Source organism: Janthinobacterium saanense (genome assembly GCF_014200675.1).
In the GTDB taxonomy this organism is placed as follows: Bacteria; Pseudomonadota; Gammaproteobacteria; order Burkholderiales; family Burkholderiaceae_D; genus Janthinobacterium.
In genome coordinates, this window is record NZ_JACHCI010000004.1 from 76,260 (window position 1) to 88,050 (window position 11,791).

At 60.6% G+C, this 11,791-nt stretch carries 15 protein-coding genes; 9 read left to right on the plus strand and 6 right to left on the minus strand.

Annotation, left to right across the window (positions count from 1 at the left end; all coding sequences use genetic code 11):
- Positions 1-97 precede the first annotated feature (97 nt).
- Complete coding sequence (locus HDE72_RS07385) at positions 98-334, plus strand: hypothetical protein (protein WP_183738476.1); 237 nt, start codon at positions 98-100, stop codon at positions 332-334.
- A gap of 110 nt (positions 335-444) precedes the next feature.
- Entirely contained in the window at positions 445-753 is a 309-nt protein-coding gene (locus HDE72_RS07390; RefSeq protein ID WP_183738478.1) for a hypothetical protein, read from the plus strand.
- A gap of 138 nt (positions 754-891) precedes the next feature.
- Here HDE72_RS07390 and motA read toward each other — a convergent pair whose 3' ends face one another.
- Positions 892-1,755, minus strand: a complete 864-nt coding sequence (motA, locus tag HDE72_RS07395) for a flagellar motor stator protein MotA (RefSeq protein ID WP_183738480.1) — start codon at positions 1,753-1,755, stop codon at positions 892-894.
- Positions 1,756-1,816: 61 nt separating this feature from the next.
- Positions 1,817-2,719, minus strand: a complete 903-nt coding sequence (locus tag HDE72_RS07400; RefSeq protein WP_183738482.1) for a LysR family transcriptional regulator — start codon at positions 2,717-2,719, stop codon at positions 1,817-1,819.
- Positions 2,720-2,830: 111 nt separating this feature from the next.
- Here HDE72_RS07400 and HDE72_RS07405 point away from each other — a divergent pair, with 111 nt between their 5' ends.
- A complete protein-coding gene (locus tag HDE72_RS07405; RefSeq protein WP_183738484.1) occupies positions 2,831-4,000 on the plus strand; it encodes a mandelate racemase/muconate lactonizing enzyme family protein in 1,170 nt (389 codons plus the stop codon).
- A 35-nt stretch (positions 4,001-4,035) separates the two neighbouring features.
- Here the strand turns inward: HDE72_RS07405 and HDE72_RS07410 are convergent, their stop codons facing one another.
- A complete protein-coding gene (locus HDE72_RS07410) occupies positions 4,036-4,632 on the minus strand; it encodes an isochorismatase family protein (protein WP_183738486.1) in 597 nt (198 codons plus the stop codon).
- Between the two features lie 54 nt (positions 4,633-4,686).
- Here HDE72_RS07410 and HDE72_RS07415 point away from each other — a divergent pair, with 54 nt between their 5' ends.
- Entirely contained in the window at positions 4,687-5,310 is a 624-nt protein-coding gene (locus HDE72_RS07415; RefSeq protein WP_183738488.1) for a TetR/AcrR family transcriptional regulator, read from the plus strand.
- On the opposite strand, the gene HDE72_RS07420 is transcribed toward HDE72_RS07415, so the two are convergent.
- The 3 genes from HDE72_RS07420 to HDE72_RS07430 form a co-directional block, all read right to left on the minus strand.
- Entirely contained in the window at positions 5,307-5,666 is a 360-nt protein-coding gene (locus HDE72_RS07420; protein ID WP_183738490.1) for a glyoxalase superfamily protein, read from the minus strand. The two genes, HDE72_RS07415 and HDE72_RS07420, sit on opposite strands and share 4 nt — an antisense overlap.
- 56 nt (positions 5,667-5,722) lie before the next feature.
- Entirely contained in the window at positions 5,723-6,427 is a 705-nt protein-coding gene (locus tag HDE72_RS07425) for a hypothetical protein (RefSeq protein ID WP_183738492.1), read from the minus strand.
- Between the two features lie 193 nt (positions 6,428-6,620).
- Entirely contained in the window at positions 6,621-7,553 is a 933-nt protein-coding gene (locus HDE72_RS07430; protein ID WP_183738494.1) for a LysR family transcriptional regulator, read from the minus strand.
- Positions 7,554-7,648: 95 nt separating this feature from the next.
- Here HDE72_RS07430 and HDE72_RS07435 point away from each other — a divergent pair, with 95 nt between their 5' ends.
- The 5 genes from HDE72_RS07435 to HDE72_RS07455 all read left to right on the plus strand — a co-directional run bounded on the left by HDE72_RS07435 (position 7,649) and on the right by HDE72_RS07455 (position 11,740).
- Positions 7,649-8,098: an ester cyclase gene (locus HDE72_RS07435; RefSeq protein ID WP_183738496.1), complete on the plus strand. Its 450-nt coding sequence runs from the start codon at positions 7,649-7,651 to the stop codon at positions 8,096-8,098.
- 10 nt (positions 8,099-8,108) lie between these two features.
- Positions 8,109-8,681, plus strand: a complete 573-nt coding sequence (locus HDE72_RS07440) for a flavodoxin family protein (protein ID WP_183738498.1) — start codon at positions 8,109-8,111, stop codon at positions 8,679-8,681.
- Positions 8,682-8,780: 99 nt separating this feature from the next.
- Positions 8,781-9,860: an Lnb N-terminal periplasmic domain-containing protein gene (locus HDE72_RS07445; RefSeq protein ID WP_183738500.1), complete on the plus strand. Its 1,080-nt coding sequence runs from the start codon at positions 8,781-8,783 to the stop codon at positions 9,858-9,860.
- A 72-nt stretch (positions 9,861-9,932) separates the two neighbouring features.
- Positions 9,933-11,195, plus strand: coding sequence for a DEAD/DEAH box helicase (locus HDE72_RS07450; protein WP_183738502.1), 1,263 nt, complete (start codon positions 9,933-9,935; stop codon positions 11,193-11,195).
- A gap of 89 nt (positions 11,196-11,284) precedes the next feature.
- The gene (locus HDE72_RS07455; RefSeq protein WP_183738504.1) at positions 11,285-11,740 is read left to right on the plus strand and encodes a hypothetical protein; all 456 of its coding nucleotides are present in this window, start codon (positions 11,285-11,287) and stop codon (positions 11,738-11,740) included.
- The last annotated feature ends 51 nt before the right edge of the window (positions 11,741-11,791 follow it).

Below are 11,791 nucleotides of genomic sequence, written 5' to 3' on the forward strand. Positions count from 1 at the left end.
AGATGCAGCCGTAGAAGGATGACCGCCAACGGCCAGGAGCGGCAGTTAGATTTTCGGGTCATTTCAATTAATTAACTAGAAAAATTGCTAGGGGAAAATGGATCATTCAACCGCGCAGAAGCTTATGGGAGCCTACGAACGCATAGGCGCGGCTCTCAACGGAGCAGATAGTATCATTCGAACACTGCCGGAAGACGAGCGGACTGTGCACTTGCGTGGCCTTGGCGAGATGATGGGACACCTCTGGTCGAAGCTTCAACTTCCAGTTGTTCGCGAACACAGAGATCTGGATCCGGATGGCGATCGTTTCCAGAAAAAGCCGAAGCAAGAGTGATAAGTATGGACGCTTGTCGTAACCGCCTGTGAATTTTCGGCCGGGCAACATGCTCTGCTGGCTCGACAGGCCGGATTCGGCCAGAAGCTGCCATTGAACAGGAATGCTAAGTGAAGAATATTCAAATTTTTGATGGGGCAGACAACGCGGTCTTTGACATCTTCGCTGCGACTGATGAGGAGTTTGGGTTGATCTTCCCGAATGGTACAGATGTAGCATTTATCGATGAGGTTTATCAGACGCAGCCGTCGCGAACCTTGGATGCGACTTTCACCGAGATCTGGGAGCGCCGTGTGCCAAAGTCCCGAGCGATGGGCATTCATGGAATTCTCTTCTACGAGTGCGAACACAAGAAGGTCTACTATCCCACTCGTCGCGATGAGGAAGCAGTAAATCCAAGCGGCTCCAGACTACGATAGCCAATGTCCGCTATGGGCGAAAGCTGCCCTTCGCATTACCAAAACAAGATTAAAGTAAGTAGCGGAAGGGACGCACCATGGTTTTCTGCTGATATGGCGCCAGACTGTTGTCGGCGCCCGTGGAACATATGGTGGGGCTTAATTGCGTATCTTGACCTGCCGCACATGGTTTTCCAGCTCGTTGAACGAGGGGCGCTCGGTGGCGGAAATGACCTTGCGGCCGAATTCCACGGCCAGGGCGGGGGCGTAGCCGTTCAGGCTGGCCAGCAGGGTGACTTTGGCGCACTGGTACATTTTCGACGTTTCATGGTGCTTGCGGCGCAGCAGGCTGGCCAGCGGGGCGATGAAGCCGTAGGCCAGCAGGATGCCGATGAAGGTGCCGACCAGCGCTTGCGCGATCAGCACGCCCAGCTCGGCTGGCGGCAGGCCGACGGAGGCCATGGTGTGGACCACGCCCATCACGGCGGCGACGATGCCGAAGGCGGGCATGGCGTCGGCCAGCTGCGAAATCGTTTGGATCGGCATTTCCGCATCTTCGTGGTGCGTTTCGATTTCGTTATCCATCAGGTTTTCGATCTGATACGCGTCCATATTGCCGGACACCATCAAGCGCAGGTAATCGGTGATGAATTCCAGGATGTGCTCGTCGCCCAGGGTGTACGGGTATTTCACGAAGATGGGGCTGCGGTAAGGGTCGTCGATGTCGTCTTCGATGGACATCAGGCCTTCCTTGCGGATCTTGCTGAGGATTTCGTACATCAGCCCCATCAGTTCCATATAACGCGCCTTGGTGTATTTGGCGCCGTGGAACAGGGTGGGGATGGCGGCAAAGGTGGCGCGGATGGCCTTGGCATCGTTGCCGACAAAGAAGGTGCCCAGCGCGGCGCCGCCTATCATCATCAATTCCAGCGGCTGGAACAGGGCGGCCAGATGTCCGCCCTGTAAGGCAAAGCCGCCGAAGACGGAAAACAGGACCACCATAAATCCGAGTATGACTAACAAAACTTACTCCCTCATAATATTGCCGCAACGCAATATTATAGTGTAACCGGATTTATGGCCCTCAGGATGACCCTGGCTGCAAATGTTGACGCAAAAAGTTGATAAAACCACGTACTTTGGCCGGTAATTGCTGGCGGCTGGGGTAGTAGGCGTACAGGTCGGCGGGCGCCAGGGTGTAGTCGTCCAGCACCACGCGCAGACGGCCGCTGTCGAGGTAGCGGGCCAGGTCCCATTCCGAACGCAGCAAGATGCCGTGGCCGTCGAGCGCCCAGCCCAGCACCACGTCGCCATCGTTGCTGGCCACCGTGCCGCGCACCTTGACGGTGTGCGTGGTGCGGCCACGGCTCAAGCGCCAGATGCCATAGGCATCATCGTTCTGGCGGTGCACGATGCAGCGGTGCTGGCCCAGTTCTTCGGCCGTGCGCGGCGTGCCGTGTTCGGCCAGGTAGGCGGGCGAGGCGCATAGAAAACGCCGGTTCGACATGATCTTGCGCGCCGACAAGCGCGTATCGGGCAAGTCGCCAAAGCGGATGCCCAGGTCGTAGGCCTGTTCCACCAGGTTGATGGGGCTATCCGTCAATTGCAGCTGCACTTCCAGTTGCGGATGGCGCAGCGCGAATTGCGACAGCAGCGGCGCGATCACGGTGCGGCCGAAACCCAGGGTGGCGTTGACGCGCAACAAACCCTTCGGCTCGGCGCTGCCGCTGGCCAGGGATTCTTCCATCACGCGGATATCGTCGAGGATTTGCCGTGCCTGCGCCAGATAGCTTTCGCCATCGCCCGTCAGGCTGATGCGGCGCGTACTGCGGTTCAGCAGGCGCACGCCCAGGCGCTGCTCCATCAGCACCAGCCGCTTGCTGACGGCGGGCGGGGTGATGCCCAGTTCGCGCGCCGTGGCCGACAGGCTGCCCAGTTTGGCCAGCAAGACAAAAAAGCCCATTTCCGTGGTGGCGTCGCTTTTCATGCTTTACCTTGATCTTTAACTTCAGGTGAATAATGGTTTAAATTTGAATCGATTATACGACTCTGTTTGGCGGTAAGCTGGCGTCATCGTTGACACAAACAGGAGACCAGCATGAAAATCGTCGAAATCCGCGAAAAAACCATCCCCATTTCTTCCCCCATCCGCAACGCCTACATCGACTTTACGAAGATGACCCTGAGCCTGGTGGCCGTAGTCACGGACGTGATCCGCGACGGCAAGCCGGTGGTCGGCTACGGTTTTAATTCGAATGGCCGCTATGGCCAGGGCATGCTGATGCGCGAGCGTTTTATCCCCCGCATCCTCGACGCCGATCCGGCCTCGCTGCTCACAGCCGACGGCAGCAACCTCGATCCGCACAAGGTGTGGGACTGCATGTACACCAATGAAAAACCGGGCGGCCATGGCGAGCGCTCGGTGGCGATCGGCACCATCGACATGGCGATCTGGGATGCGGTGGCAAAAATAGAAAACAAGCCTTTGTTCCAGCTGCTGGCCGAACGCCATGGCACCGGCGTGCCCGACAAAAAAGTGTTCGTGTATGCGGCCGGCGGTTATTACTATCCGGGCCAGAGCTTGACGGCGCTGCAGGATGAAATGCGCAGCTATATCGACCGCGGCTACACGGTGGTGAAGAAAAAGATCGGCGGCGCTTCGCTCGATGAAGACTTGCGCCGTATCGACGCCATCATGGAAGTGCTGCAGGATGGGCAAAAGCTGTGCGTGGATGCAAATGGCCGCTTCGACCTGGACACCTCGATTGCCTACGCCAAGGCGCTGCGCCAGTACGACCTGTTCTGGTATGAAGAGGCGGGCGACCCGCTCGACTTCGAGCTGCAAGCCACCTTGCGCAGCTATTACGACAAGCCGATGGCGACCGGTGAAAACCTGTTTTCCATGCAGGATGCGCGCAACCTGATCCGCTACGGCGGCATGCGCGCCGACCGCGACTGGCTGCAATTCGATTGCGCGCTCAGCTACGGCCTGGTGGAATACCTGCGCACCCTGGACATGTTGCACCAGCACGGCTGGTCGCGCAGCCGCTGCATCCCGCACGGCGGCCACCAGATGTCATTGAATATCGCGGCTGGCCTGGGCCTGGGCGGCAATGAATCGTACCCGGACCTGTTCCAGCCGTTCGGCGGCTTCCCCGATGGCGTGCGCGTTGAAAACGGTCACATCACCATGCCGGAGCTGGTTGGCATCGGCTTTGAAGGCAAGGCCAACCTGTATGCGGAAATGCGGGCGTTGAGCGGCCAATAAGAATGAATGGTAAGACTGGCCGCCCAGGATATCGATCAAGCCGGATCGGCCGCCAGCGAGGAAACGAGGTCGGCGGTCGAGCGCACCTTGCCCATGAAGGGGAAGATGTTCTTGATGGAAAACTCGTGCAGATCGGCCCGCAGGCTGCTCATCGCGTCTTCGGCAAAGATCACGGCGTAACCGAGGTCGGTCGCGGCACGCGCCGTCGATTCGATGCCGAAGTTGGTGGCGATGCCCGTGAAGATCAGGGTGGTGATGCCGCGCCGGCGCAACTGCTGTTCCAGGTCGGTACCCTGGAAGGCGCCCCATTGGCGCTTGGCAATCACGATATCGCCATCCTGATAGCCTGCTTGCGGCACCAGTTCAGTGGCGTTGTCTGGCAGTGGTGGGGCCGATGCCGGGCGCGACAGTGCCACATCGGCTGGCAGGTGCAGCAATTCATCGATCAGCACGCGCACATACACCACCGTGCCGCCGCGCTGGCGCATGGCCTCGGCCAGTTGCACGCTATGGGCGACGACTTGTTGCGCGGAGTGGGGCGCCAGTTCGCGCGCTACATTGCTGTGCTGTAAGTCGATCAGCACCAGTGCGGTGCTGGCAGGATTAAACGAAATCGGGTTTATCGTGCTCATGTTCATTCCTATATGTGAGGGTGTGCTCAGATTATTATACGCTATAATCTGAGGATGTCCTCAGATACCAATACACCTGTAAAAACCGCCCGGCGCATGCCGCAACAGCAGCGCGGCGCCTTGCGCATGCAGACCATGCTGGCTGCGGCTGCCGAGGTGATCGGTGAAGTCGGTTACGACGCCGCCACCATGACGGCGATTGCCGCCCGTTCAGCTTCGTCGATTGGCGCCGTCTACCAGTATTTCCCGAACAAGGACGCCATCGTGCGCGCCTTGCGGGCACAGTATGGCGATGAGATGGAGCGCTTGTGGGATGGTTTGATCGCGGAAGCGGACCAGTTGAGCGTGCTGGAATTGTCCGAGCGCATCATCGATCTGATGGTTGGGTTCGCGACTGAACGGCCCGCCTATTTTGCCGTCCTGAATGCTTCGCTGAATTACCGGCGCGACGCCGATGCGCGCCACCGCCTGCGTGAGCGCTTCGGCCGCGCCTTCCAGCAAAAGCAGCCGGCACTCAGCGACGAGCAAGCCTTGCGTTTGGCCAATGTGGCCCTGCAAGTGGTGAAAAGCCTGAACCCGCTGCTGTCGCAAGCCGACGTTGCAGAGCGCCCGCAACTGGTGGCGGAATTCAAGCTGGTGCTGTCCGGCTATTTGAGCAGCCGATTAGCCATGGCCTAGTTACGCTGCCAGAAGCGCAGCTTGTTGCCGAACGGATCAGCCACTTCCAGGATGCGGCCCCATTCCTCGTCGCGGATGCCGGGCCGCGCATACGGGTAGTTCCTGGCCCTCAGCTCGGCATGCAGGGCGGCAATATCATCGACAGGGATCAACAGGGCCGCGCCCGGCGTGGCGTCGCCATGGTGTTCGGACAAATGCAGGACCAGCTCGCCCCGTTGCACCTGCATATATAAAGGCGCGGTGGGATCGAAGCGGTGTTCCCAGTCCTTGCTGAAGCCCAGGAAATCGATATAAAACTCGTGCGCCTTGTCGACGGAAAAGATGCGCAGGATGGGAATGGCGTTGGACAGGTGCATGGCGGTCTGGCCTCAGGCAGTTGATCACAATGCCATTCTAGTATTTTCCTTGAAAATCAGGCCAGCGCCTGCCGCTTGCTGCGTGCGGCGGGGCTGGTCTTTTCCCAGCGAAACAGCCACATGATGATCAGCTTGGTCGTGGCGCTGACGCTGGCCAGCAGCATCAAGGGCCAGCCCGTTTCCATTCCCATCACGCAGGCGAAGAGCATGGTGCTGACATCCATCGCCAGGATGAACTGGCTCATCTTGAGCGACACGGCGCCCGTCTTGCCCGAGCGGTAAATCAAGCGGATCTGGTGGGCATAACCCTGCGCCAGCAACACGGTGACGGCGACGATCAGGCTTTGCGAGATCAAACGCTTTTGATCGCTGAAGGTCGGCCCGAATAGCAGCCCCACGATCCCGGCGCACAGCAGCAGCGCGCAGGCGAGCAGGGCGTAACGCGCGGTGGTGCTGCGGCGGTCGCGGTAAATCTCGAACAAAATACCCAGGGCAATCAGGGAGGCGAGCAGGCGCGGCCAGACGATGTAATGGTTGAAAGGCGTGATCGAATAGCCATACACAAAAAATGCACAGTAGGCGAGGAAACTGACGGTGAACTGGTTGATCGACAGAATCTCGGTACGCTTGCCGCTGGCGATATGCTGATCCTGCTTGCGCTGCCAGATTTTCTTCAGTTGCGACCACAAGCCATACAGGCTGACGACGATCAACAGGGAATTGAGGGTGCCGGCGTAGGCGTAGAGCGAGGTCGGTTGCAAGTTGTCTCCTGTTGTTACCTTGTCGTATTAGTTTGATTGGTCGCCGTGCCCAGCCCTATCCAGATACATTGCGGGATTTTTTAGTCATCTGCTTATTCACAATCGGCATGTGGCTGAATAAAGATGCTCTCATGAAATTAATTATATAGCAATCTTTCTTTTGAGGCAGGAACGTCATCTCAAGAATGGGAACTCAAGGAGCGTCGCTGACGCCATACAGCTCGCGGCATAACAGCACGATCTGTTCGCGCAGCCACCGCTGTGCCGGATGCGCATCGTTGCGGCGGTGCCAGTGCAGCACGAAGGGTACGGGCGGCAGTTCGATGCCGGGCAGCGGCAGCACCGCCAGCGCACTGGCCAGTCCGCTGGCGGCCACCACGCCAGCCATCATGGTGGCCAGCAAGTCACTGCCGGCGATGATGGCGGGTGCTGCGTACATATGCGGCAGCGTGATGGCGATACGGCGCTGGCGCTGCTGTTGCGCCAGCCACAGATCGACGTGGCCCACGCCATCGCCTTCCGGCGACACCAGCAGGTGCTGGTAGCTCAAAAAACGCTCCAGTGTCATATCCTGGCTGGCCAGCGGATGGTCCTTGCGCGCCACGCAGACGAAGCGCTCTTCGAACAGCGGCATGGTGGGAATGCGCGGCGTGTTGCCGCCGGGTACGCCAATCGCGGCATCCGCCTCGCCCGCATCGAGCAGCGACAGCGCCTCTTCGCGCGCCGTGCAAGCCTTGATACGCAGCGTCATGCCGGGCGCCTGCTGCGCCAGCCGTTTCAGCAGCGCGGGCAGCACCACGAAGGCGGGGTGGTCCGATACGGCCAGGGTATAGCGGGTCGTCGCGCTGGCCGGGATAAAGTCTTGCGTGAAGTCCAGCGTGCGCTGGATGCTGGCAAGCGCCTCGCCCAGCGGTGCGGCCAGTTCCAGTGCGCGTGGCGTCGCCTGCAAGCCGCCGGCGCTGCGTACGAACAGCTCATCTTTCAGCAGCAGGCGCAGGCGGGCCAGCGCCGCGCTCATCGCCGGCTGGGTGCGGCCGATGCGCACGCCGGCACGCGTCACGTTGCGCTCGCAGATCAGGGCGTCGAAGGCGACGAGAAGGTTGAGGTCGATTCCATGTAAATCCATGCCATGGATAATACAGCATATCAAATATCGATTGGACTTGCGCTGTGGCGGCTTGCTACAGTGACTGTGTCATTCACTGAGACAGAAAGCCCATCATGAGCATGCAGCAAAACGGCCTGACAAAGGCCCAGCAACTCGCCATCGAAACGCTGTACCGTGCCTTTAACGAGCGCAATCCCGACCTGCTGGACCAGGCGCTGGTGCCGGCATGGCAGGATACGCCGCTCGGCCCAGGCCAGCAGCCTGGCCTGGCCGGCATGAAGCCGGTCGTCGAGATGTTCGGCGCCGCCTTCCCGGATGTGCGCATCACGATCCTCGACATGTTCGGCCGCGACGGCCGCGCCGCCGTACGGGCACAGATCACCGGCACCCATCGCGGCGCGTTTTTTGGCATTCCCGCAAGTAACAAACCTATTGCCATTGCGATCCATGAGTTTCATTATCTGGATGCGGACCGCATTACGCATACCTGGCACCTGGAAGACTGGTTTGGCATGCTGAACCAGATCGGCGCGTGGCCACCTGTTCCATTCATCACTTTTTAAGGAAAAAACCATGACCAGCATTGCGATCGTATATTTCAGCGGCTACGGCCACACCGTCAAGCAAGCCGAGGCCGTGCAGGCCGGCGCCGCCAGCGTGGCCGGCGCCCAGGTACATCTGTACCGTATCGACCAGAACGGCGACTTGCCCGAGGAAGCTCTGGCCGTGATCGGCAAGGCCGACGCTGTCATCTATGGCAGCCCGACCTATATGGGCGGCCCGGCATGGCAGTTCAAGAAATTCGCCGACAAGTCATCCAGCGCCTGGTTTGGCCAGGACTGGAAAAACAAGCTTGCCGCAGGCTTTACGAATTCAGCCTCGCTCAATGGCGATAAATTCTCGACCATCCAGTATTTCTGGACCCTGGCCATGCAGCACAGCCAGATATGGGTGGGCACGGGCATCTTGCCGTCGAACAAGAAAGAGCACGGCCCGGCCGACGTCAACTGGAGCGCCGGTTTTGGTGGCGCCCTGGCCATTTCGCCGTCCGACGCTTCACCGGATGAAGCGCCACGCAGCGGCGACCTGGAAACGGCCCGCCTGCTGGGCAAGCGGGTGGCGGAACTGGCGGCCAAACTGAAATAGCCGATGACGGTGCCGGGGCCTGCTGCGCCCCGGTTCCCTGCCTGCACTCCGCTGTACCATTAATACTTGCTTTTCTGAACTTCGTCTTATAATCGCAGCATGACTTTTCTATCAGACCGTGCAAGCGCCGTGTTGCGCACCATCGGCAAGGCTGCCGCTTCCTTCATTATTGTGTTGACCGCACTGTGGGGTGCGCTGGCGTTGTGGTATCACCTTGGCGGTGGCGCGGCGGCGCAAACCATCGGTGCGCTGCTGTGGGGCGGGCTGGGTGTGGCCAGCGTGGTCCTGTGGTGGCAGCAGCGCGGGGCGCGCGTGCTGCTGCCGTATGCGGGCGGTTTCGTGCTGATGCTGGTGTGGTGGAGTTTTATCGCGCCCAAGCAGGAGCGCATTTGGGCCGACGACGTGGCGCACAATGTGACGGGCACGCTGAAGGGCAATATCGTCACCCTGGACAATGTGCGCAATTTCGACTGGCGCAGCGATGAGGACTACACGGTCAAGTGGGAGCAGCGCAGCTACAACCTCGACGAGCTGCGCACGGTCGATACGGCGCTGTCGTACTGGACCGGGCCATTCATCGCGCATACCCTGGTGTCGTTCGGTTTTGCCGATGGGCGCTTCCTGACGTTTTCCATTGAAATCCGCAAGGAAAAAGGCGAGAGTTTTTCCGCCATCGGCGGCTTCTTCAAGCATTTTGAAATGAGCCTGATCGCCGCCGACGAGCGCGACATCCTGCGCGTGCGCACCAATGCGCGCGGCGAAGACATGCACCTCTACCGCGTGATGATGCCCAAGGCGGCCATGCGTTCGCTATTCCTGGCCTACCTGGACGAGGCGCAAGCGCTGAAAAACCAGCCGCAGTTCTACAATACCCTGACAGCCAACTGCACCACCATCGTGTTCGAGATGGTGCGCCGCATCGTGCCTGGCCTGCCGCTCGATTACCGTTTGCTCGCTTCCGGCTACCTGGACCGCTACCTGTTCGACGTGCGGGCGCTGGTGCCGGGCTGGACCTTCCAGCAGCTGCGCGATGGCGGCCATGTCACGGCGCGCGCGCGGGCGGCCAATGAGGAGCGCGACTTTTCGCATGCGATACGGCGCGGCATGCCCGGCTACGATGAAGATGGCTACCCGAGCCTGCAAATGCCCAAACAGGCGCAGGGACGCAAACGGCCATAGTGGGCGCTTGCTTGGGCCTGGCCAGCCATTGCTTTATACTGGCGCCTTTCCAAGAATACACGAAGGCCCGCTATGCCATTTTCCTCACTGGGTCTGATTCCCGCCCTGGTCCGCGCTGTCGAGAAAGCCGGCTATGCCGCGCCGACGGCCATCCAGGCGGCGGCCATTCCCGCCATCCTGCGCGGCAGCGATGTGCTGGGCGCCGCGCAGACGGGGTCCGGCAAGACGGCCGCCTATGCGCTGCCGCTGCTGCAGGCCCTGATGGCGCCCGCTGCCGGCCCGCGCCAGGTGCGCGCGCTGATCCTGGTGCCGACGCGCGAACTGGCGGCGCAGGTGGGGCAGACCGTGCATGCGCTGGCCAAGCCGCTGCCCGTGAAGTTGAAAATCTCGGTGCTGTTCGGCGGCGTGTCGATCAATCCGCAAATGATGGACTTGCGCGGCGGCGCCGATATCGTGGTCGCCACGCCGGGCCGGTTGCTGGACCTGGTCAGGCAGAACGCGGTCAAGCTGGGCGGCGTATCGCTGTTCGTGCTCGATGAAGCGGACCGTTTGCTCGACATGGGTTTTAGCGAAGAAATCAACGCCGTGCTGGCGCTGCTGCCGGTGCAAAGGCAAAACCTGTTTTTCTCGGCCACCTTCCCCGACAGCGTGCAGGCGCTGGCCGACAGCTTGCTGGCCAACCCGACCCGCATCGAAGTGGTCTCCGAACCGCAAGATAAACCCGACATCGTGCAGCGCGCCATCACGGTCGACGTGCCGCGCCGCACCCAGTTGCTGCGCTACCTGATCCTGCAGCAGCAGTGGGAGCGGGTGCTGGTGTTCGTCGCCACCAAATACGCGGCCGAACACGTGGCCGACAAGCTGCAGCGCGCCGGCCTGCACGTGGGCGCCTTCCACGGCGAATTCAGCCAGGGCACGCGCAGCCAGTTGCTGGCCGATTTCAAGGCCGGCCGTTTGCAAGTGCTGGTCGCTACCGACGTGGCCGCGCGCGGCATCGACATCGCCGGCTTGCCGGCCGTCGTCAACTACGACTTGCCCCGTTCAGCCGTCGACTACACGCACCGCATCGGCCGCACGGGCCGCGCAGGCGAGAGCGGCACGGCCGTCAGCTTTATTACGGCCGAGATGGAAGCGCATTTCCGTTTGATCGAAAACCGCAATGACTTGCGCATCGTGCGCGAAGTGGTGGCCGGCTTCGAGCCGACGGAAAAACCAAGCCCCGTCAGCGCCGTGACCGATACGGTCAATGGCGGCGTGAAGGGCGCGCGCAAGAGCAAAAAGGATAAATTGCGTGAAGCGGCGGCCAGGGCCGCCCTGGCTGCCGGCGACAACTAAATTGCGCCTATGTGCGCTGGCCGCTGGTCCGGCCAGCCGTTGCGCCATAAGATCGTGGTTTCATAAAATCAGGGGGGATGGCAATGGATATGGGTTTTATTACACGCGTTAGTGCCTTCACTGGCGCGCTGGCGCTGGCTGCTTGTGCCAGCATCGACGGTAAAAATGAGCATGCCGGCCTGCAGATGCCGGGCAAGGTTCCCGCCAATGCCGCCGTGGCCGCCACCTGGTACAACCCGCCCAGCGAATTCCCGGGTATTTGCCTGACTCAGTTCAGGGATGGCAGCTTGCGTTTCGACGGCGGCTTCGCCTTCTTCAATCCAGGCCGCTGGACCTATGACCCGGCCAAGGCCGAATTGCGCCTGCAGCTGGCGCCCACGCCATCGCTGGCGTTGTCGCACGCGCAAATCGTCCTGCACAAGAATCTGCTACGTGTCGACGGGCAAAAAAATACCCTGGTGTACAGCGTCAAGGCCGATACGGACGCCATCGGCCTGGGTGGCTTTGTGTTCTACCGCGATATGCCATGTCCGGCTGGCGTATGAGCAATTGCAGCGCTGTCATAGATTGGCGCCGCAAGGCAATAATTAGTCGTA